Below are 22802 nucleotides of genomic sequence, written 5' to 3' on the forward strand. Positions count from 1 at the left end.
AACCCTTTGAATCATTTCTAGGAGCATGATAAACATATTTATTCTGATAATATTCTATAAATGGAAAGAATCTATACTTAGAAACCTCATCTTTATTAGTTACGACATTAACAATAAATTTTTTTGCTGAGTTATTAGATAAATTGTGATCGAAATGTCTATATTTTTTTAATAATATCTTTTTTGATTGATCTAATAATAATTCGGTAACATCCATGTCTTCCCCTCCAATAAATCAAATAAAAAAAGCACGAGCTATTGCCCGTGCCCTCCACTGAAAATCATCACTTGTATAAACGACGAACAAGAATCAAATACAAATGTGTCTAATGTAAAAATGAACAGCCATATTTACTTCAGGAGTAGTCATCTCCATGAAACGATTAACGATTCATAGAAGTGCTTGTTCGTAAATCAAATTGATTTACGTAAGATTATAATTTATTCAGTATATCATTCACAAGAAGTATACCAGCCAATGTGATTATATTCGTTGTATTCACGTTGGTCACAGTGGTCCACGACCAGTTCAGTAGTCCAGTCGTTTCGCAAAGGAGGCTCATCCTTGAAATGTTAACCAAAATCTGTTATTTCAAGGTTCAATACTTATTTAGATTATGCTGTATATCTAGCGTATTGAGTAATTATTATTATATCACATATTTTAATAATTAAGTATAATATTGGGGGATTAAATGAAAGAAAAAACACATAAAAATAATAGCCTTTAGAAAACCTAATGAAATTTGCCACGTAATGTATAACGATTCTAATAAGAATGAAATTAATAATCTTTTTAATAAATACTTTAATAAGTAGAAAAAGGGTGATACCACACACATTGTGCAGCATCACCCTTTTTCTTACTTCGTATACCAACCCTTGAAATCATAACTCATATCAAGGTTCATACCCTTATATTTATCTGTAAATTGCCACGTTCCAACGTCATCCAACCCTGGCTTTCCAGCGGTCGTGTAGTTGGCTACCCATAAGTTCATCTTCGGCTTTAAAGCATACGGATGAATCCGTTCAGCCCAGAACCAACTGGCCATGGAGTAAACATCCAACCGCTTGTAACCAGCTTTAATCATCCGTGCATTGAATGCGTTGATCAAAGGAGTAATGTCGCCCTTAGGAATTGAAGCATCTTCCACGTCCAACGCCATCACGCTTTCCGGTTTCAAACCAACCTTCTTGATGCATTCGATGAACCAGTCAGCCTCACCCTGTGCATCCACAGTTGATATGAATCTTGCATAGTGGTAACCATGTACCTTTAAGCCTGCCTTACGAGCATTCGCAACTTGCGACTTTGCTTTAGGATTCAAGTAGCAGTCACCATATTTACTTCCCTGAGTAACCTTAATGATAACCGCCTTAACTCCTAGCGACTTTAAACTACTAAAATATTCCAACGTATCGGGCTGATATGAGGCCACATCAGCAATTAAATCCATTTTCTTAACCATCTTCCTTCTCCTTATCTAAGTTATCTAAATACCGGCTAATCGCTTCTAAATGCTTATTCTTAAGCCGGCCTTTTCCTTGTCCAATCAAACTATATAACCATTGCATATCACCATCGTGCGCCGTCATTATTGCGGCAAGCGTTGGCGATATTTGTTTATCAATCCATCTTTGCATTTTGTCGATGTCGGGATGCTCTTCAGGCAACGTTAATTTTAGTTTGCCTGCATCCCTCACAAAGCGCTCCCACCACTTGAGCATCGGCCACCTGGAACGATTATCATCGCCATTCGGTTCAACGAATCTTAGATAATTGTTCAGTGTAGCTTTCACGATGTAACCAATCTCCTCATGATCCACCATGTGCTCAACAATCATGTTCGCACGGTCTTTCTTATACACGATTTCAAGTCGAGTCCAGTTCTCGGGAATCACTGCATCATCTTTCTTAGTCTTCTGCGCAATCTCTAACGCCTTGTTGTAGATTCTACAGAAGATATCGGAGGCCTGAGAACCGAAGTACATCGTCCGACCAACGAACTCCTGTTTACCACCGGTCTTACGACTGTTCACTTCATCCCACTTACTCCACTTAGTAACGTAGTGTCCCTTTAAAGCGTGTTTAGCGACCTTATCGAACTTGATATAACGGTCTCCGATATCATCAACCGCTAAATCGATTCGAGTGAACTTGTATTCCGTACTCCCGATAATCAACAATATCAGGTTGCGCAAATTAAACGTCTGGTTAAACGCTGCACATCCCTGACCAGTCAACATCACATGGACACCCATATTATTACCCGGCATGTATTCTCCTGTTTCATCTTCGTTAAATAACAGGTAAACGTGCCCTGAATCCCATTTAAGCTGAGAATTGTAACCGAAACGACCACGTTCAAGCTTAGTAAAGTCGGTCTTATCTAGCAGTAATAATTCTTCGATAATCTCGACTGGATTCATGTTTTTAATCGTGAACTCTAACCAGTCAATTTTTGATTCAAGTCTGAACTTCTCTAAAGCCTGTTGTGTCGGCATTAGTAGCAACTCCTCTTGTATTTCCTACCCCCCTATTAGTTGAAGGGGGTTAAAGTAAATCATCACAGATAATAAATTTAATGCTCTGCTGGGTCCTGCTTACCCCCTGTAACCCCATGACTACGGGAAAAGCTGTGCTTTCCCCCGCATTCGCGGTCATTGTAACAGGGGCGCCCCAGCTTGCGCCTTAAAAATTAGAAAGGTGCTTCTGCATTATCAGTAGCTACTTGTTCGCTGGAATTACCCTTAGGAGCTGCTAAAAATTGGATATGTTCTGATACAATGCTGTAGTAAGTCCGGTTCTTGTTATTCGAAACTTGAAGCCGACCTTCAACGAGTATTTGACGGCCCTTGCTACAGTATCGAGCTAGTGCTTCGGCTTGCTTACCGAAGACCACGCAATTAATGAAATCAACGCCATCACTGCGATCACGGTCAACAGCAATTGAGAATTGAGCGTATTGAGTATCCTTTGAGCTGCTTAAAGTTACGTCTTTCGTTAATCTACCAAGTAAAATTGTCTTATTCATATCTATATCATCCTATTCTTTAATTGATTAGTCTTTAAATAAATCGTCACTGTGCTTCATTAATTCATTCCCGTGTTCATCATTACTGATTGATTTAAACTGCTTAGGAAGTGGACCCTCACCAAACAGATAATCAATAACATGATTGGGAATGTTGTTTCTTTCCAGCCTTTTAATATGCGAATATCTAACTAGGTAATGATGGAAATCACTTCTAATCTGTTTAAGTTGATCAAATACCTTAATTAATTCTCGCTTTTTAACATCGAAAAGAAGGTGCTGCTCACTAAACATTGATAGTCCATATACCAATGCAGCAGTCTTACGATTCATAATTGGAATCCATCTAACTGAATCCCAATCATAATTGTATGACTTAATAAAAACGTCACCATTCTCGCTAACGATATCCGACTTAGTGAGTTTAGCTATGCCACCCGGTCTTAGTCCAGTTGCTAGAATACATCTAATTGGTAACCGGTACTTAACAGGCAGGCGCTGAATCCAGCCCTCAATCATTAAATACTCATCTGATGTAATCTCGTTTAGCGGTTCAACCTTGTTATATATCAGCGAGCCCTTTGGACATGGATTAGCAGTAATCAAGCCCTTTTTAATTGCCAGATCATAAAACAATGAAATCGTATTGAGTTTAACGTTAATCGTATTACTCTGCCTCCCACTAATTAGTAGACTAGATTTATATGATAAGAACTGACACTCATTAGCTTTCATCAAATCATATTCACTAAACTCTGACAGTAGATAGGTAGTCCAGTGGCGAATCCTTCTAGCATATTCCTTACAGGTTCGCTTACTCTTTCCCATTCTTATTAGCTCTTCACCAAAGTTAAAGTACTTCAATTTAAAACCTCATCTCTATTTTTATTTGCCGTATATAGTTAAGTACGCATCTTCTTTTCTTTTATTTTTTTATTTTTAACTTTTTTTCGTTATTTCATGAACGAACCGGTCAGTCATTGAACTAATCGCGTTAGAAAGCTTATCGAGCTTGCCTTCAATACGAGTAATTAGTAACAGTGAAATGATTACTCCGGAGCTTTGTTCAACGACGTACTTCAAAATTTCACTTTCCATATTTATCACCTGTTATCGAGCTTGCCCGATAATCTCTCCTTTCTCTTAATTTATGTATAATATAGCAATTATTAAGGGACTATAACTACTACATAAAAAAGAGCCCTGAAATTAATCCAGAGCTCTTGAGCATCAATTAAGAATACGACGATGTAGTTAATTATTTCTTGTTGTTGAATACAACACGGTCATTGTTAGAAGCGTAGACAGCCTTACTCAATTGAAGGTATAGCGGGCGATTAGCCTTATCAATAAAGATGCCAAGCTTAGCAATATCTTGCATGATTTCTTGGATAGTTGCGGCTGGTAAATCAAGTGCATCCTTAATTACCAAAGTCCGTGACTTTGCTTCTGCATCTAAAAATGTCATTTCTAAGTTAGTTGAAGCCATAGTAATTCCTCCTTTTATTTTTTAATGTATTATTACTTGTTCAAGTTTAAGTCGTAGTCGTGGCGACTGTTACGAGTAACCGTAACAATCTTTTCGCCAGTTAGCTCTTCTAAAAGAGAAGCTAATCTTGAAACTTTGGTTGTGCTAACATTTTCAATAATGTTAGCAAAAGTGTATTTCTTCTTGTTCTTTGAAATGAAGACCATTCCAGTCTTGATCCATAAAGCATCGTTAAACATTATCCATCCCTCTTTTCATTTATTAGTTTTATCTAACTAGTTGATGTTTATATCTTATCAATGAGAAGGGGACTATAACTACAAAGTTAAAAAGGTATGTAAAAAAGTAAGTTACCAGGCTAGATAACTTACTTAATCAATATATTTAAACGAATTATGTGTAAGTGTGTAAAAATGTAAATGTGTAAGTTTACACATTTACACACAAATCATTCATTCTTCATGTAACTTTTAAGCATTAGTTGATAAGTAGAAAGCTGATCATTATCTACTTGAGTCTCCAAACGATTCAATAGAAAATCAAGAAATTCATTATGTGATTTTATATTAAGAACAGTTTCAAAGGACTTCATTCTATCAACGTTTCTAACAGTCGTTCTGATATTTCTATACTTAATTTTAGATTCGTCTTGTTTAGTACTATTCTCAAAAGCACTTTCTGCATCTTCTGCAGAATAACTTTCCTTAGGCTTTGGAAGTTCTACAGTCTTTAGTTCATGCTTTGCATTTGGTTTTTCAGTGTTTTTTTCCTTTTTAAATTCAAACTTAGCCATTATTCGTCACCTATTCTTTCTAGAAATTCATTAGCAAGACTCCTAAAGAATTTATGAGTAGTTGTATCATGCCCATCATAAGTTGGAGTTAATCCTTTTTCTCCGATTCCTTCAACAGAATATTGCTTTAACCTTTCCATGTATGGAATGATCTTCCAAATCATTTCTTCACCAAAATAATTAATAGCATCCTTAACGATTTTATTATCAACTTTTGATTTATTAGTCATTAGAGCTGGAAGTAAGCCTATGAAGTCATAGTCAACTTCGTCAAATTCGGAGTACATACTTTGCATATATTCTGAGAATGCAATAGCACCATCAAATGAATGTTGTTCTGTTTGTAAAGCGATTGCAATATAGTCGGTATCATACATAGCCGTATATGTATAGATACTACGTGTCGGCGGAACATCATAAATAATGTACTCAAAGTTATTCTCAATCGGCTTGATTAAACTACCAAAGAAACCATATTGCTTCTCTCTATAATCTTTCACGGTTGGTAAATATTTCATGGTTATAAAGTCGTTATAGTTATAGAAATCATTGTTAGATGGAAGTAAATATAAATTATCCATCACGCTCACGATCTGATCAGCAACATCATCATCTTGAATTGCCTTCATCATTGTTTTATCAAATCGAAGTGGTTTGTCATTTTGTCTTTCATAAGTTCTTTGTAGTAATTGAGTTGCATTTGCCTGTGGGTCTAAATCAATAATTAAAACCCTTTTCCCTAGTCTTGCTAATTCATAACCAATCATGCAGCTATTAGTAGTCTTACCAACGCCACCTTTAAGATTAGCAATAGTAAATTTCTTTACCATAATGAAAAGCCTCCCAAAACTTTTTTTGATGCTTATAATAGCATTTTTACAAATTAATGTGTAAATGTGTAAATGTGTAAGTGTGTTACTTTACACATAATAATAATATATAAATGCTTTTTAATCAATGTTTAGAGCGCTACAAATTAGTCCTTATCGATATTTTATGTGTAAGTGTGTAACATTACACACTTACATTTGTGTAAATGTGTAAATGTGTAAATGTGTAATGGTTAGAAAAAAGATATTTACAAAACATATCCCATGATATATATTTATTCTATAGAAAAAGCCCCTTCAAATTAATGAAGGGGCTTAAGAGTAAAACTTTAGGCATTAGTTTAGCTAACCGAAAGATTGGTAGTCAGAAGTTAACTAAACTAGTTTTATATACTTGTATTAGTAGTATTATACAATTTTATACTTCTAATTTCAATCTACATAGAACTCCAAAAACTCCTAAAGTTTAAAAACGAAAGGAGTCTTTTTTATGACTACAAAATTTATTAAACTACCATACGAATTCATTACTGATCCAGAACTAGCAACTAACGGAGCAGTCGCAATATCACTACTACTAGATCTACGTGGCTTATCTGTTAAAAATCGCGATTTCTATGATTCCAAGCAGGGGGAATACTTCGTTATCTTCCCGCTTGAAAGAATGGCCCAGTTATTGAAAGTAACAACACGAACTGTTGGTAAAATCTATAAAAAACTAGAATCATTAAACTACATAACGAGAGTAAAGCAGTTTAATGCTCCTGATAAAATATTCTTAACCTCAAGGGCTAATGTTTTTAGTGCAGACGTAGAGGAAAATATTTCATGTCCACAAGAGAAAAAAGTTCCATCTAACCATAGTTATTCTAATCAAACTTATAAATCAACTAGTAATACAGTTAACACAGACAACTTAAAATACAACAAAATTGATAAATGGAAGAACTCAGTATCGGGAAGTTTACATCTTCATTCTATGGTTATTGATAAAATCCTTGATTACACCCGTAACAACGTGAAAAGGGCATACAAAATCGTTGGCATCATCCTTAACGCTAAGAAAAACATTGCAACTAAGCATGATATTTTAAATCAACCAGAAACAAGGTTTGAAAACAACGCTAACTTAGGAACCAAATTAGCAATTAAGCTGCAACACGTATTCAGCTTTCTACCTAAGCAAACTGATGAAGCCGATAAATACTTAATGACATCCCTAAAAACGTTCTTTTTGGATGCATTCGGTATAGTTAAGGACGAAATCGTTAAACCACAGGCTGAATCTAAACAGCCTGTGAAAGAGATGTTCACTCCCGATTGGCTTAAACCAGGATATGTAGCAACAAAAGATGATGAGATAACTGAAGAGGAACGTTTGAAAACTGAGGCAATGATTAGATCATTCGGCAACCGAACCATCTGACATTTTATTTAGTATGGCTTAGAACTTCCAGCCACCCCACATCCCTCGCATCTCCACTTCACTATTGCTCGCTAGCGTATCAATCTAAAATGGGTCGCGCCTAAAGTCGCTCCTTCTCCATTTTATCTTGCTAGCTTGGCTCGCTTGCCGTGCTTTGCTAGTCCATATACCAGTACTTCAGCTAGCTACGCTATCTTCCGCTTTACTGGTATATTGGCCTGCTGCGCACGGCTAGTTCCGTTCCGATTCTTCAGGATGTGGGGTGGCTGGAACAAAGTGGGTTCGAGCCTTTAATTTATTTTGATGAGTTTGTTTATTGTTGTGCCTTACTTTTACTTATGAAATAAAAAATAATTATAAAGATGAAGGATGATTAAAATGAAAATCAGTAATTATATTATAATTAGCGCTTTAGCCACATCATTAATGATTTTACCGAATCAAATTGTTAGTGCTAAAGATACTGAATATAGATTAAATACTAATCATGCTACTATATATTTGAGTTTACCTAAGGGAAAACAAACCTTTAAACAGGTACAGTCATTTCCGTATGTAAATGAAAAGGGATCAATAATAAAAATTAATAAAATAATTACCTTTAGAAATGTTAAGTATGCTAGGACTACTAAAAATTGGATTAAGCTTAGTGAATTGACTAAGTATAAAACTAATTCTAAAAAGAAAGTTGTTTATAAAACTAAGGGAAGCAACGTCACTAGCTTAATTAACTGGAATGACTCAAGTAACATTAATAACGCTGTTCAGTATGCATTTAATTACCTTAATAAGTGTAGAACTAATGCTGGTGTTAAGCCATTAAATATGAATAGTCAATTACAGATTGTTGCACAAAAAAGATCTGAACAAATAATGACTAATTTTTCTCATAATGATACTAATGGGGAAAATGGATATGATTCTGTTGAAAAAGAGCTTGGTATTACAACACATTTTGGAATTTCTGGAGAAAATTTAGCTACATTTTTGGCTAGCGGGAATAAATCAGTTAAAAGTGTTGGGGAACAGGGCATTAAGCTTTTTCAGTCTGAAGGCCCATATAAAAAAGATGGTCAAGAACATGGACACTATGAAAACGATCTGTTTGAAGCTTATACAGATGTTGGGATTGGATTCAGCTACAATGCTAAAAATGGATTAGGATATCTAGTTGTTGATTTTGGAGGTAACGATTTAAGTAGTTTATTCTCTAATTCTGATAACACAACTAATAATAATTAGTAACTTAAGCAAAAAAGACTAGTGTTTAAACTAGTCTTTTAGCTCAAATATTCCGACTGTATTGCTCTATGATTTAAAGGCTAACCAAATCATAATACCAACTATTATTATCGTCATAACAGTCATGTAAAGATATTCTATAACATTTTCGTCATCGTCATCGTCATTACGTTTCACTTTTACACATCCCTTATATGCATTATACAATTATACTTTATGTCTAATGCAGTTGGAAAATTCATCTATGTCAATATATTTTCCTAATTAATTGATTATAGTTTATCTATCTAACTCTTATCGGACTATAATTATATATAAAGATCCCATTGATCTTAAGGTAAAGTGCCCTATAAATGCTAGACAATTTCTAACACTTATAGGGCTTTTTATTTTTATATAGCAAATTTTACCTAATGAAACTAAATCTTATACAGCGTACTCTCCATCGAGGGCTCTTCTAGTCCTAAATAGTTCAGTGTCATCGCTGCACTAGAATGGTTAAACAGCTTCATCACTAGCGCTAGGTTATAGTGGGATTGCTTATATACCATGTGAGCACCCGTTTTACGTATTGTGTAAGTGCCGATGTTAAGTCGCCCACCTTCATCATTATTTGATAATACTGGGTTGTGGCTATTGGTTTATTAATATCTCTACTATTGGAAAATAACCATCTCGAATGCACATCGTTCTTCTTTATCCAGCGATATTAACGCTTATTTATTCAGCATCGATTCGTTTTATCATTCTGTACAATTGTTAGCGACTTAATCAATTTTCGAGAGCTTAATTTGATAATCTCCACTCTTACAGTTGAACGCACTTAATTAATTTCTAATGTATAAGAAATTAATGCCATTATAGCATCCCCATTTTGAGATAATTAAGTTACACTCAAACGTTACGTTTGTAACTCAGTTATACCGTAAAATAGAATCTGTCCGTTAGGGTACACCATAACGGACATGTTATAAAAATGGTCTATATTATTATCATAAGATTACTGTATTTTTTGATATTTGTTTGATTTTCTAGGTATTAGTAGAATAATTGTTAGGACGATAACAATTATATAGTAAATTAATGCAAACAAATTATTTGAATTAATTAAAGAATTTTGAACAAAATTAGATAAAGCATGAAGAATCATCCCAGGAAGAATTGACTTTGTTCTAATGCATATAGCCGCTAAGAATAATCCCATGATCATTGCAGTTATTGACTGTAATATTGTTTCTGTAGATGGTTGTCCTATTAAATTTACTAAGTGCATACTACCAAATAAGATACTGCTTAAAATAACTGCTTTAATAATTCCCCAGTAATGTGAATGCTTGAAACGGTCAATAAGGGCTGATAAAACTACACCTCTAAAAACATATTCTTCGTAAATTCCAGGTCCAATAGAAAAGCAAATTGCATTAATTAATTCAGATTTAGTGTAATCATATTTAAAACCATATAAAATAAAAAATATTAGAACTAATTCACATATGTATGGTAGCATTATATTTTTGATTTCAATTTTTCCAGTAAACAATGAAATTTTTTGTTTAAGCCAATGTTTGTTTAAAATAAAAGCTAATGCAACTAAGATAATGTATCGAGCTCCAACTGATATTAATTCATTCTGAATAAATATAGAACATAAAATTGCAATTACTAATAATAGTATTATTTGAATGATAACAAATCCAACTATACTATAAATTGATTTTTTCAATTTGAATACTCTCCTTTTTAAAACATATATAGTAATTATTATAAATGGGGAAATATAATAAGCAAATATTCATTTTTTCTATGCTTTAAATCTTATATGTAATTAGGTCATTATAAAGATGACTTAATCTGATTAAAATAATTACACCCACTTGTTACATATTTTGTTAGCATCTGCTTACCAGCCAAATCTATTATCCAAATTCATTAATCATAAATCACAGCCCCTTTTGTTGTAAAAATGGGATAAATCACATTATTTTTAGATTTATTTAGAATCATGGTAACATTATGATTAAGAAATTATTAATAAGAAAGTTGGTACATATAATTATGAATAAATATCTCAAGAAATCTGTACTAATGGTCGTTACGACGGCCAGTCTCGTCACTGTTGCCGGTGTTGCTAATGTTGGTAACAATGTTGCTAACGTTGCTCATGCAGCATACGTAGCCCCACAAGCTAAAAATAATTATAATCCAAATGACCCAAATCAAAATGGTGGAAATAAAAATGTTCCTAAACAAGCACAAGAAACACTAACAAACCCAAACGCTAAACCATCTACCATGCCTATTTTAAAACAATCAAATGGAAAAGAAAGACGCGCAACATTAAAATACGTTTATTTAGATGGAATTCCATGCATTTTATCAGCAGACGGTTCAATTTCATCAATCCCAAGTGATGGTGTTCCAAAAGCATGGCTTACACAATCAGGATATGCTAAACATCCTGAACTAAATATTCTATATAACAATAAGGTTAACATGGTTGATATGATGCTTAATGGACGTGGCAAAAAAGGTAACAAAAATGTAGATAACTTTGTTAATATTCCAAAATTATATCGTGAATTTTACCACATCAACATTAATAAACTAATTACTAATACAAGACCTAGCGATTGGAAAACTCGCTATGCAAACGGCAGAAATTACAAATCATATTTCGTAAAAGGTTACAAAGTCCCAAGTAACTACAAAGCAAATACCCTAGCCGGTCTTGCTACTAGAAATAAATACTTCCCTACCGGAAACCAATTCACACCAAATTATCTTAATCAATTAAAGAATCAACTTAATAAATTAGACATTTATGAAGACACCAAAGCTGACGGACAATATCTAAACTAAACAAACAAAAAACCTAACGGATATCCGTTAGGGAACTACATACTAAAGGAGTGTTCAATATGAACTCGATCAAGAATTTTCTAAAGAAATCTGTACTAATGGCCGTAGCAACGGCCAGTCTCGTAACTGTTGCTGGTGTTGGTAACTTTAGTGGTAACAATGTTGCTAGCGTGGCTCATGCAGCATATAACCCTAACGACCCTAACCAAAATGGTAGCAACAAAGGTGTTGATAAATCAGCTCAAGAAACACTTGTTAATCCAAATGCATCTGTTACAACTATGCCTGTTTACAAAACTGGGTCTCACTTTCAAAATATCGACGGAAAATACCGTCGTGCAACAGTCAAAAGAGTATATCTCGAAGGTATTGCTGTAGACTTAAACAATGATGGAACCATCACTCTTGCTGGAGATACCAAACACATGATTCCTAAAGCATGGACTCAAACTACATCCGGTTGGAATAAACACCAAGTAATTGCCTTAATTACCAATAACGTAATTTGGAACTACCAACATGACACAGGAAAATACAAGTACAACAACAAATTTATTAACATTAAAAAGTTTTACCGTCAGGTATATCACATCAAAATTGAAAAATTACTTACCAAATCACCCGTCAAAAACTACACAAAAAAATACGCCAATGGTATTAGTCCAAGTAAGTATATGGTTAAAGGTTACAAGCCATTCACTTACACTACTGCAATGAACAATGCTAAATACGCAAAAACTATGCTTGACCGTGCCCATGGTGTTCTATTATCTAATCAAAGTCAACACGGCGACAGCCCTGAATTCTAATCAAAAAAGCCCTAACGGATATCCGTTAGGGCAATACATATTAAAGGAGTGTTCAAATATGAACTCAATCAAGAATTTTCTCAAGAAATCTGTACTAATGGTCGTTGCGACGGCCAGTCTCGTTACCGTTGATAGTGTCGCTAATACTGTTAACAATGTTGCTCATGCTGAAACATATAAAGGTGACAAATATTGGAACCAACAATACAACCCATTCAATAATAATCCATTTGGAAACGATGGAAAATGGAAATCAACTGCAACCTGGATTAACAAAAACGCTAAACCCACTGTCATGCCTATTTACGAACGATACGCTGGAATCAACCAAAATAACAAAAAATACTTAAGAAGTTCATCGACTGATGTATACTTTGAAGGAGTACCCGTTCGTCTTGATTCAGACGGTGCCTTAAACATTATGTCTAACCAAAAATGGATCAAAGCTATGGAAAAGCCATCCTTCTGGAAAAATCACCCCGAATTTAACCTCTTACAAGATAACATTAATTATCAAAACCCTAGTGCATATCGTAATCCAAGTAAATATGCAATTGGCGGATTAAGCGTAAACATCGAAAGCCTCTACAAACAAGTCTACAGCGTTAATTTAAACGCATTGCTAACCAACCAACCCCTCAAAAATCAATACAAGTATTTCAAAAGGGGTATGTCACCATCTAAATATATGCTCAATGGCTACAATGCTGACCATATTCGTCAAGTTCGCATTGCTCCCATGTTAGTTAAGAATTACGTTAACAATCTCTTTGATCATAAAGTTCACAACGTTGTTTATCTCGACCAACGCACTCAATCTGACCACAACGACTTTGGTACTAAAACTTCTTACCGTAAGCCTACTACAACCGCATCAATGCACGCCCAAAATAAAATTTATGAATAAACATGCTCCTATGTCAATAACTTGGACTATTTTTATGGCATTTTTTGTCAATTATAATGATTATTAATTACTAATGAAATTCAATTTTATCCAACGCACTCTCCATCGAAGCCTCTTCTAGCCCTAAATAGTGCAATGTCATCGCTGCACTAGAATGGTTCAGCAGCTTCATTACCAGCGCTAGATTGAAGTTGGATTGCTTATAGACCATGTAAGCACCGGTTTTACGCATTGTGTGAGTGCCCAGGTAGCTAATCCCTAATAGATCACCCACCTTCATCATTATTTGATAATACTGGGTTGTTGCCATTGGTTTATTCATATCTCGGCTATTGGGAAATAGCCATCTCGAACGCACATCTTTCTTCTTGAGCCATCGTTGATACTTGTAAAGATCATCAGCAACGGGGTTCAAGTAGATGCGGTGTGTTTTTTTAGTCTTCTTATCTCTGATGTAGGCTGAGCGCTTCACTTCATCCCCCTCGTCGAAGACATCATCATACTTAAGGTTGAGGACGTCGCTGACTCGTAATAAAGTGGCTTTCCCGACTTGGAAGATGGTCAGGTTGCGGACCCCATACTTGAAGTTATTAAGTAGTGTATCTTCTACCTGTTCTAGGGTGTCGATATCTTTAATTGGCCGAACATCTTGATCTTGATGGTTCAAATTCATGCTAGAAAAGCGCTCCCTTCGCGGCTTGTGAAATGATATAGTTTTTATGTTATAACTGAAAAAGCTTATATCGTTATTATACCATGAAAGATAGGGCCTATAAAAACGCAAATAAAAACATATGCTTCCTTACAAAGCATACCTTTTGGTTTTTAATAACTACTGCATTCATATCATGTTTAATATAATGTAATATATTTAATAGGGAGGGAATAAATAAATGCAGATAAATGATTTGATAGATTTTACAGGAGAAATTCTAAGTAGCCTTATAGGGTTTGGTGGTTCTGCTCTTATCTTTTCCAAGCAGTTAAAAAGCGGAAGAAAAGAATTAACTAGACAGTTAGCCGAGGAAAAAAGAAATTCGATACGCTCAGCTGTTTACATTGAAAAGTATCGAGCATTGAACGAATTAATGGCTGATTTAATATATGTTACTTCATTCAATGCTTCTTTTATCAATTATATAGATAATATACAAATTAGTAAGCATGATCCAGCTATAACAGTTCATAATGCTAATCCAAGCATCTACAAAACTAATGATGAACTTAGAAATACTTATTCAGATTTGCAAAAAGAATCAGAAAAGTTATTTATTACTATAGAAAAAGATTCAAAGATAATTAAATGTTATGATTTTATGGATTATGAAATACCTGAATATAAATGGTTCTATAAAACTGATTTATTTCACTGTTTTCAACTAATATCTGCCACATTTAGTAATTTTAAAGGAAGTTATTTTAGCTATATTGATAAAAAATTAGAAAATTATTCTTATGAAAGAAAAATAGCCCAAAACGTCTTTTTTTCTTTCTCAATGATTATCGATGAAATAGAAAAATTAAACGAAAATATAGAGCAACTTCTCATAGGAATTCATGATTTAAAAGAAAAAATAAAAGACGAGTAATATACTACCCATCTTTCATTTAACATATTCTAAGCTTTTAACATAAAATTCATCATATAAATTGCGAAGCCCTAACAGTAACTCATCTGTTATTGATTTTGTTGTGAAGCCTGATGAATAATGATTTGTACAATTTCTTAGCTCAAATATACACCGTATATAACGTTCCTGAGTCATATCCATTTCTACCGGCTTTTGTCTAAGTGCAGCAAGATAATTGCTTAAAGTAGGAGTATGCCCAAGAGATTTTATCATCTTTTTATTTGCATTAGAAAAATTCATAACAGATAAAATTAGCAGCTCTTCCATAACAGATCCTAACCCTGATGCTGCTAAAAACCATTTTTCTTTATTATATGCCCATAAGCAATCATCTAGTCGTGCCTCGAAATGTTTATTATCAACGACCTTTATAATGTTATCGAAATCATATTTTTTAGCAAAGAATATTCTTTTATCTAGATTAAAGAAGTCATTACTACTTTTACTTAAATTATTATCAATAGCCTTAGCTTCATTATCGGCAAAATTTTCTGCAGGGAAATTTAAAGATTCGTCACTTAAGAATCCGCCCATTTTTATTGAATTAGTCATATTATAAATACTTGATTCAACAATATTTAAGTTCTTAGGTAAAAGGTTATTAGCTATCAATGACTGAATAGTTTTTTTAACATCAAAAATGTTTCTTTGAATAGAATAAATATTTGTAGATTCTCTTAAATCTTTAAGAATGATTTCGTCTTTAGTGAAATTACCAGAAGTTGCAAAAAAGAAAAACTTGGGGGTATCTGGAAATTTACGATTATATATTTGTATTATCCATACTTTTAAATACTCTTTAGTCCAAATAAATACATTTTCTTCAGGGTTTGCGCCTATATATTTTATTTGATCTTTATATAACTCTTTTAATTTTTGCAGTATATCTTGCGATTTAGTGTCATAATCGGCTATGGATTTTTGTTCCATTACATCATACCCCTTTTTACAAAAGTATTAATTTATTCTCTTATAATGTACTTTTGGCAATTTCTTTAAATCATCTATTTCTCTAGATCTCGAAATAGCGCTAGCGTATTCCTTGATATCATAAGTGGATATAATATCACCGTTAGCAAATGAAAATTCAGACATCCAAATGGTTTGTTCATGTAATCGCTGTGCAACAAAAACAGCAAAGTAATTATTATTATGGTCTCGTTCCTTCATATCTTTAAGATGTAAATCAATTGCAGGAATTTCATTAACTGCCTGTTGTTTTCCATTTTGTAAAGTTACTTCAATAGTTGTCCCGGTCTTATCATCTTTAATGAATAAGTCAGGTACACCACCAGGAGCAGTTGATCTTGGCATCCCTTCATCATCAGCAGGATAATTAGCTTCAATCTTTGCATTTGAGAACGCCTTTTTAGCAGCAATAGCAGATAAGAATTCAAACCGTAATGGTTCTCGTATAATCTTTAGCATTTCATTTTTAGATGTACTTCTGTTACTGCTTAAAACATTTAGCTCTTTGGTGATTTCATCCCAACTCATTGATTGTGATAATTCGCTTAATTTATCCTTCTTAGAGGTAGTATGATCTGTAAATGATTTGGATTCGGAGAATAATAATTGATTATCAACTTGGGCTATATAATCAAAATATTTATCTGGGTCAGTTTCGTCATTATAGTTATGATAATGCGCAACAATATATTTGGCTTTATCCATTTCTTCCGTATCATTACTATTTTCTTTATTAGTAATGATATCAAGCGCTCTACCATTACCTCTAGACTGAATTATTCCAGTCATTCTAGTTTTTCCCATCCAGTCATTTACAATATCATATATAATCTGTGCTTTTTTAAATCTATTCTGTGATTCTCCATAAAGCATTTTTTTGTCGTTCATAACTAACTCATAAACTACATCTGAACTAGGCTGTAAACCATATCTTTTTCTTACTGATAAAATATAATCTATAAATTCATCAGCATCGTATCCATTCCAATTAAGAAGAAAAGATAATTCATGTCTATATAGTCCATGATAATTAATCCCTAATTTTTTTGATAGCTTTATCATAACATCAAGCATTAGCACAAAGGGTCTATTCTCAATGGTTCCCGATCTAAAGGGAGACTTAGGCTGTAGTTTTACCAATCCATTTAACCAGAAATTACTTAATAATATATCTGGGTTTTTAACCAATGAATCAGAATGTATCCTAACAAGATCATTCCCTGATTTAGAGAATTGTATTTTACTATCCTTATGTACTCTAACGGCACCTAATTCCTGCATTAAATTAAACCATTCTACTGCACGTCCACCCCAAGACTTTTTAGGGAATCCACCCACACCGTGTCCACTTAAATTGTCTAAATTCCACTGCATTGCAGTCTCTGCATCATCTAGAGTCATCGGCTTGGTATTTTTAATATACTTATGCAATTCATCTACATTCTTAATTGCCTTATCAGGATAATATTCTCTGCTTTGAATTAAAGACACTGCTATCTTTCGAGCAACACTTTCTGTAAATAGTTCTCCATCATATGGAAATAATGCACTTAGAAATGCTGGGAATCTTTCAGGATTTCTTACTGCAGTAGCTAGTAGTAAAGCTTTTCTTGAAAATCTTCTTACCATAATATCATCCCTCCAGCTAGACGTTAGTAACGTATATTTCTTTGGTATCCTTTTTTATCGTGTTATCAAATTTAGAAATGTAATTAGATTTTATCGGGTATACATTGTAAGACTTGCCCCATTCCATTAATGGTGTGTTAACGTTTCCCTTATGACTAATAACGTTGGACATTCCCCACTTAACATGACGCTTGTTTAATTCATCCAGAAGATTAAACAATCTTAAATCAGTGTCTTCATTCCACATCTTATTATATTCACTAAGTGATATAAGATAAGGCGGGTCAAAGTAAACAAAGTCATCTGTCTGAAAATCTTGGCTTTCAACAAATTTTTCAAAGTCCATGCTAGAGAATTTAAATTTTGAAGTTTTCACAAAAAAGGAATAGTTATTGAGTGCATCCTCAACGTTCTTATTCCAATCAACATTACCTACTGGCAGATTAAAGTTACCTGAGCCGTTAAATCTGGTCATGTGATTAAATCCATAAACTAGTAATAAATAAAAAAGGTCCATTCTAGATTGATCATCATTATAATCATCTCTTAATTTTATATATGCATCTTTATTAGCTTTGGCAAAGTATGTTTTTTTATACTTTTTCTTGATTTCATCGATATTATCAGGCAAAACATTTTCAGCAGAATGTGATAATCCGTAATGATCAATTAAGCCTAGTTCATGGTCAACAAAATGACTATAATCTTGTAGTTCTTTTGATAAATATTTATGGAGAGATATTATATGCTCGTCAAGATCGTTAAGCTCATATTGCTTAGCAGGTGTATATAAGGTGGAACTACCCCCGCCTGCAAAAACATCATAAAATGTATTGATATTTTTAGGGAATAATTTATTTAATTGAGGCATTAATTTATATTTATCACCTACATAAAACAATGGGGACCTAACTTTTGTCATTTTATACCTCCGTTATAAATAACGTTTCACTATGATTATTTAAGTTCGTATTTCCAGCATTAAAAAAGCGATACCCTTTATTAAACACCTGAGTTTTACCCACTTTATTTAACGATTCTAAAATTTGCTCGTGAGTAATTTTATTTCTGGAGCTTGAGCTTTTAGCACCTTCATAGGTATTGTTATAAGTTACCGCAATATACTTAGCATTTATATTTTGTACTAAATCATCAAATACTTCTGGAGCCTTAGTTCTGCTATAATCACTCATGTTTTCCGGCTTTGGCTTAAGGGCAATCCCAAATAGCTCTGGCTTATTCCACTCTGCTAAATCTTCCAGAATGTGATAAAACCTTGAGTATTGTCGTGAATTATAAGGCGGATCAAGAAATACAATATCTGCACTAATTTTAGAAACTAACTCATTAGCATCACTTCTATATATATGGATGTTTTTGCCTTCTGTATCAATTGTTTTGATTAATCTAAAATTAAATTTGTTTTCTATGCCCTTTATTTTCCTATACGCATCATAGTGCCCGACTGTATTAGCAATACTGTCCGCAGAGTAAATTAGGGATGCAATTAGAATGCTTTTTTCACGTTTATTAATGTCTTGGGATAAGTGGATTCTTTCTCTTATTTCTCCAATTACTTCAGCATCATGCATGCTAAAATACTTATTTCCAAAATTATCAGAAAAGTAGCTATCATCGTATTGTCTCTTCTGGATGCTATTAAACTCATCTTTATATTTAGTCAACTTGCTTTCCGAATAACTTTCATTACTAAAAAATGCATTGAAAATTATTTCATTAGAGTATAAAAAGTCATTGATATAAAAAGTATCATAGCTGTCTAGCATTTCTTCCGTAACACTGCCAGTGCCAGCGAACACATCAAAAAAAGAAGTTCCTTGAGTATTCTCAAGTAACAATTTTTTTATCCATGGCATAAGCTTATACTTACTACCAATATATCTTCTTTGTTGTATATTAAAGCTCTTATTTTTATTTGGCATAATGGATCAACCGCTATGATTCTTAAAATCAAGTAACGGATAATCTTTTCACATTCTTTCTATCGCAATGAATTAAAATTTACCATTAATTATAACATGGTAAATTACAATTTATTATGATGTGGCTAGCATTAATTGCTTAATTAATATGCATCAACTATAATAAAAAGGTTTGTTTTGCCATAAGAAACAAACTACCTTTAATGTTTATAAGAATTCTTCATTGACAGAGAATGCTTTTTTATACATATATTTATGAATATCTTCTTTTTAAGATTAAGCATGGTTGTCCATGCTTTTTCCCCCATCACCATCCCGAATACGCATAGCGAATCGACTTCATGGAGTAATCAATCTTAAAGCAGAGAGCTGAATTTAGCTTGCTGAATGAAGCCTGCTTTAAGTTGATTACGTAATGATGCTTGCAAAGAGAGTAAAGACACATGATTCGTAAAATCCCGTAAGGGATGCGAATCATAGGAGTGCACGACCGCTTGCAAGCTTCGATGAGTGGAGCGTAGAGGGATGGTGATGGGGGACTTACTAAATTAAAGTTTAAGTATTATATGTAATACTCCTTGATCATAAAAGTATATCTAAACTACCAACGCAATTTGTGTTTGCTTTTTTTCTACAGAATATATATTATTAATACGTAATCGAACTTTAGTTCCCATACAATGCTTACAAGATACTATAATTCATAGATTAGAGATGATTATTCTGGCTAAAAATGGCATTCCTGGTCACGGAAGAAAAGGAGCAGTTTCTCACAGAAAACAAGCTTATAATCCACAAAATAAGCAATTTGTTAAATTCAATACAGAAACCGGCAGATTTATGGGAAATAAATCTACACCTTTTAAAGGCGTAACTAAGAAAAAATAATAAAAAGAAGTCCACACATCCCATTAGCAAGCATGTGTGAACTTCTTTTTTTACTTGGTATACCATCCCTTGAAATCATAACTCATATCAAGGTTCATACCCTTATATTTATCTGTAAATTGCCACGTTCCAACGTCGTCCAACCCTGGTTTCCCGGTGGTAATACAGCATACTTAAGTAAGAAGAACGTTGCTAACGATAGCAGACGACTACCACAGACCTGGATTCCAAATGGTTGTTTCCAAAAGAAAGTCGGTCATGAATACATCGTTAATCGTGGCCACTTAATTGCTTACTCGTTGTCCAAGGGTATCAACATCACTGGTAAATACAATCCTTCAGCACAATCTGGGGATCAGAATAATCCTAAGAATCTATTCACTCAGACTGCTTACAGCAATCAACGCATTCAAACTCGCTTTGAGACACAGGTAAGGGATGCCTTAAAGCGTGGTTATAAGGTCGTTTACAAAGTTCAACCTATTTTCAAGGGCCATGATCTGATGGCTCGTGGAGTCCATACGCAAGCCATTTCAACTAACGGTAAGCTAAACTTCAACGTCTATCTATTCAATGTTCAACCAGGACGCGAATTCAACTACGCAACTGGTAGATCTAAGACGAATTTACAAGTATATATTGATCAACCATATGTAAGATAAAGAAGAGACCAGTCGCAAATTAATGTAACTGGTTTTTTTTGTATGATGATATTTATGATTTATACTAAATGATAATTTTAACTACTCATGATGATTAAGAACTAATGGAACCCCTTCCGCATCCAGAAGCTGCGTAGCAAAACGGCCGACTGCACAAAAGAGCAGTCTTAAAGCAGGGAGCGGAATAGCGAAGCTATGAAGCCTGCTTTAAGCTGATCTGAGTGCTTGCGAATAGTGACTTTGTCCGCTTGAGCCGATAAGTCCCGCAAGGGACAGGCTCAAAGGACCGAGGAACCATGCGCTTTGGCCGTGCGGAGCAGCGAGGGATGCGGAAGGGGTGGAACAATATAAATCTAATATTTTAATTGTTAAATTATAATGGACCTATTTATAACCTTTCCTGAGATTTCTAAAATATTTTTGATTATGAATAATCTGACTATTTATTTGTTTAAAAACCTCAACCTTATACATATGATTATTATTACTTAATATTTTTTGAGCTCTTCTAGCATATCCAGCCATTGAATATTTATCTCCATACCTTTTTGATACTAGAAACATTCTTGTAGATAATTTTCTTTGTGGTATATTACTATTTAAAATTTTATTTGCTTTCCAAAGTCTATTTTTTACAAGTCTAGTTTTATAAGGAGATAGTTTTTTCCATACAAGTTCATTATTTTCCCAAGATTTCCTAATAAATGGTTTATTTATTAATCTACTATAACCATATAATTTAAGATTTTTTCTATCGTTCTCTTCTCTAGCAATACGTTTTAGCATTCTTTTACTCTTATAATGATATTTATAGATTGATTTATTCCTCATCCTTACAACTTTTCCATTAAATACAAATCCTAAATAATCAAACCAAGATTCTTTCCATTCGTTATCATTTATCTTATTAATAGTTTTTGCTTCTCTATTGAAGTTAAATATTTTTGTTTTTGTCTTTTCTATTTCTAATTTAGTATACTTATTACTTATGTTTATTATTTTATCAATAAAATGATGTAAATGTTTTTCATCCAAATGTTTTCTAGGACAAACAATAACAAAGTCATCAGAATAGCGTCTATAAATACCTCCATAAGTTAATGAAATTTCATTAACTATTTTATCAAAAGAAATCATATATACATTGGCTAGTATTGCACTAAGAGAAGTCCCTTGAGGAATTCCTTTTTGGTTAGGTCCCATAATATTTAGATTGTAATGATCGATGAGTGCTTTTATCTCTCTTCTATTCGATGTATAAGGTCCATCTTTAGGTTTATTCCAATGTGATTTTTTTAAAGCTTTATTTATATCTTCTCTATTTGTATATCTATACTTTGTAAGAGATTTTAATACTGATTTCCAGTCTGGAGAAAGTGTACTCTCATTTAAAACAGCACTAACATTTTTTTGAAGTATCTTATGTCTTATATTATCAAAAAAGCCCTTAAAATCTCCCTTTATAATCCAACAATCATCTTGAATACTTATGAAGTCAAAAATTTCCTTAGCAGCATTTATGTTAGAAATACCTCTATTTTTTCTATATGCTGTTGGGACATTATTTATATTATTTCTAGATTCACTTATGTAAGACTCATATTTATCACTTAAAATGTTAGAATAGTACAAATATATTAATGCATCATGATGTGCAACTAATGAAATAGGACGCTTTTTTATTTTC

General features: G+C 33.3%; 26 protein-coding genes and 1 pseudogene. 8 read left to right on the forward strand and 19 right to left on the reverse strand.

The annotated features are described in order from the left end of the window. The 10 genes from HZL42_RS08815 to HZL42_RS08860 form a co-directional block, all read right to left on the reverse strand. Window positions 1-217 (reverse strand): hypothetical protein (locus HZL42_RS08815; protein ID WP_219283324.1); only part of this gene is annotated, 217 nt, incomplete at its 3' end. Window positions 218-863: 646 nt separating this feature from the next. Beyond that, the gene (locus tag HZL42_RS08820) at window positions 864-1472 is read right to left on the reverse strand and encodes a GH25 family lysozyme (RefSeq protein WP_219283325.1); all 609 of its coding nucleotides are present in this window, start codon (window positions 1470-1472) and stop codon (window positions 864-866) included. After that, entirely contained in the window at window positions 1465-2508 is a 1044-nt protein-coding gene (locus tag HZL42_RS08825) for a replication initiation factor domain-containing protein (protein ID WP_219283326.1), read from the reverse strand. Before HZL42_RS08825 ends, HZL42_RS08820 begins: the two co-directional genes overlap by 8 nt. A 194-nt stretch (window positions 2509-2702) precedes the next feature. Then, window positions 2703-3038, reverse strand: coding sequence for a single-stranded DNA-binding protein (locus HZL42_RS08830; protein WP_219283327.1), 336 nt, complete (start codon window positions 3036-3038; stop codon window positions 2703-2705). 27 nt (window positions 3039-3065) lie between these two features. Continuing rightward, window positions 3066-3866: a hypothetical protein gene (locus HZL42_RS08835; protein ID WP_219283328.1), complete on the reverse strand. Its 801-nt coding sequence runs from the start codon at window positions 3864-3866 to the stop codon at window positions 3066-3068. A 111-nt stretch (window positions 3867-3977) separates the two neighbouring features. Next, entirely contained in the window at window positions 3978-4136 is a 159-nt protein-coding gene (locus tag HZL42_RS08840; protein ID WP_219283329.1) for a YvrJ family protein, read from the reverse strand. 160 nt (window positions 4137-4296) lie between these two features. Then, window positions 4297-4527, reverse strand: a complete 231-nt coding sequence (locus tag HZL42_RS08845; RefSeq protein WP_219283330.1) for a DUF2922 family protein — start codon at window positions 4525-4527, stop codon at window positions 4297-4299. A 32-nt stretch (window positions 4528-4559) separates the two neighbouring features. Next, window positions 4560-4766 carry a hypothetical protein gene (locus HZL42_RS08850; protein WP_219283331.1) on the reverse strand — a complete coding sequence of 69 codons (207 nt, stop codon included), beginning with the start codon at window positions 4764-4766 and terminating at the stop codon, window positions 4560-4562. 209 nt (window positions 4767-4975) lie between these two features. Further along, window positions 4976-5320 (reverse strand): hypothetical protein, encoded by a 345-nt coding sequence (locus HZL42_RS08855; RefSeq protein WP_219283332.1) that lies wholly within the window; start codon window positions 5318-5320, stop codon window positions 4976-4978. Next, window positions 5320-6150: a ParA family protein gene (locus HZL42_RS08860; RefSeq protein ID WP_219283333.1), complete on the reverse strand. Its 831-nt coding sequence runs from the start codon at window positions 6148-6150 to the stop codon at window positions 5320-5322. Before HZL42_RS08860 ends, HZL42_RS08855 begins: the two co-directional genes overlap by 1 nt. A 490-nt stretch (window positions 6151-6640) precedes the next feature. On the opposite strand from HZL42_RS08860, the gene HZL42_RS08865 reads away from it, so the two are divergent. Next, on the forward strand, window positions 6641-7576 hold the full coding sequence (locus HZL42_RS08865; protein WP_219283334.1) for a hypothetical protein: 936 nt from the start codon (window positions 6641-6643) through the stop codon (window positions 7574-7576). A gap of 378 nt (window positions 7577-7954) precedes the next feature. Beyond that, a complete protein-coding gene (locus HZL42_RS08870) occupies window positions 7955-8818 on the forward strand; it encodes a CAP domain-containing protein (RefSeq protein ID WP_219283335.1) in 864 nt (287 codons plus the stop codon). Window positions 8819-9237: 419 nt separating this feature from the next. Here HZL42_RS08870 and HZL42_RS09040 read toward each other — a convergent pair whose 3' ends face one another. Continuing rightward, window positions 9238-9369: a hypothetical protein gene (locus tag HZL42_RS09040; protein WP_255552633.1), complete on the reverse strand. Its 132-nt coding sequence runs from the start codon at window positions 9367-9369 to the stop codon at window positions 9238-9240. Between the two features lie 449 nt (window positions 9370-9818). Next, window positions 9819-10541, reverse strand: a complete 723-nt coding sequence (locus HZL42_RS08875) for a CPBP family intramembrane glutamic endopeptidase (RefSeq protein WP_219283336.1) — start codon at window positions 10539-10541, stop codon at window positions 9819-9821. Window positions 10542-10831: 290 nt separating this feature from the next. Between HZL42_RS08875 and HZL42_RS08880 the strand changes: the two genes are divergently transcribed. From HZL42_RS08880 to HZL42_RS08890, 3 genes are read left to right on the forward strand one after another with little or no spacing between them, the layout of a single operon-like run. Further along, window positions 10832-11677 carry a hypothetical protein gene (locus tag HZL42_RS08880; RefSeq protein WP_219283337.1) on the forward strand — a complete coding sequence of 282 codons (846 nt, stop codon included), beginning with the start codon at window positions 10832-10834 and terminating at the stop codon, window positions 11675-11677. A gap of 59 nt (window positions 11678-11736) precedes the next feature. Beyond that, entirely contained in the window at window positions 11737-12486 is a 750-nt protein-coding gene (locus tag HZL42_RS08885) for a hypothetical protein (protein ID WP_219283338.1), read from the forward strand. Window positions 12487-12544: 58 nt separating this feature from the next. After that, on the forward strand, window positions 12545-13393 hold the full coding sequence (locus tag HZL42_RS08890) for a hypothetical protein (protein WP_219283339.1): 849 nt from the start codon (window positions 12545-12547) through the stop codon (window positions 13391-13393). A gap of 70 nt (window positions 13394-13463) precedes the next feature. Here HZL42_RS08890 and HZL42_RS08895 read toward each other — a convergent pair whose 3' ends face one another. Beyond that, window positions 13464-14066: a tyrosine-type recombinase/integrase gene (locus HZL42_RS08895; protein ID WP_219283340.1), complete on the reverse strand. Its 603-nt coding sequence runs from the start codon at window positions 14064-14066 to the stop codon at window positions 13464-13466. A 220-nt stretch (window positions 14067-14286) separates the two neighbouring features. Here HZL42_RS08895 and HZL42_RS08900 point away from each other — a divergent pair, with 220 nt between their 5' ends. After that, window positions 14287-14982, forward strand: coding sequence for a hypothetical protein (locus HZL42_RS08900; RefSeq protein WP_219283341.1), 696 nt, complete (start codon window positions 14287-14289; stop codon window positions 14980-14982). Window positions 14983-14997: 15 nt separating this feature from the next. On the opposite strand, the gene HZL42_RS08905 is transcribed toward HZL42_RS08900, so the two are convergent. The 4 genes from HZL42_RS08905 to HZL42_RS08920 are packed head-to-tail and all read right to left on the reverse strand — an operon-like array spanning window position 14998 to window position 19565. Continuing rightward, on the reverse strand, window positions 14998-15954 hold the full coding sequence (locus HZL42_RS08905; protein ID WP_219283342.1) for a hypothetical protein: 957 nt from the start codon (window positions 15952-15954) through the stop codon (window positions 14998-15000). A 27-nt stretch (window positions 15955-15981) separates the two neighbouring features. Further along, window positions 15982-17622, reverse strand: coding sequence for an AlwI family type II restriction endonuclease (locus tag HZL42_RS08910; protein ID WP_219283343.1), 1641 nt, complete (start codon window positions 17620-17622; stop codon window positions 15982-15984). A 16-nt stretch (window positions 17623-17638) separates the two neighbouring features. Further along, window positions 17639-18544 carry a DNA adenine methylase gene (locus HZL42_RS08915; protein WP_219283344.1) on the reverse strand — a complete coding sequence of 302 codons (906 nt, stop codon included), beginning with the start codon at window positions 18542-18544 and terminating at the stop codon, window positions 17639-17641. Window position 18545: 1 nt separating this feature from the next. Then, complete coding sequence (locus tag HZL42_RS08920; RefSeq protein WP_219283345.1) at window positions 18546-19565, reverse strand: DNA adenine methylase; 1020 nt, start codon at window positions 19563-19565, stop codon at window positions 18546-18548. A gap of 714 nt (window positions 19566-20279) precedes the next feature. Between HZL42_RS08920 and HZL42_RS08925 the strand changes: the two genes are divergently transcribed. Next, window positions 20280-20453: a hypothetical protein gene (locus HZL42_RS08925; RefSeq protein ID WP_219283348.1), complete on the forward strand. Its 174-nt coding sequence runs from the start codon at window positions 20280-20282 to the stop codon at window positions 20451-20453. Window positions 20454-20509: 56 nt separating this feature from the next. Here HZL42_RS08925 and HZL42_RS09045 read toward each other — a convergent pair. Next, window positions 20510-20605, reverse strand: a pseudogene (locus HZL42_RS09045) (1,4-beta-N-acetylmuramidase); the annotation flags it as partial. Here HZL42_RS09045 and HZL42_RS08930 point away from each other — a divergent pair. Further along, a complete protein-coding gene (locus HZL42_RS08930; protein ID WP_255552634.1) occupies window positions 20573-21115 on the forward strand; it encodes a DNA/RNA non-specific endonuclease in 543 nt (180 codons plus the stop codon). The pseudogene HZL42_RS09045 and the gene HZL42_RS08930 sit on opposite strands and share 33 nt — an antisense overlap. A gap of 384 nt (window positions 21116-21499) precedes the next feature. Here HZL42_RS08930 and HZL42_RS08935 read toward each other — a convergent pair. After that, window positions 21500-22802, reverse strand: a 1303-nt coding sequence (locus HZL42_RS08935) for a reverse transcriptase/maturase family protein (RefSeq protein WP_219283346.1), incomplete at its 5' end; no start/stop codon positions are given.

It is taken from the genome of Lactobacillus sp. Sy-1 (assembly GCF_019303535.1).
Lineage (GTDB): Bacteria > Bacillota > Bacilli > Lactobacillales > Lactobacillaceae > Nicoliella.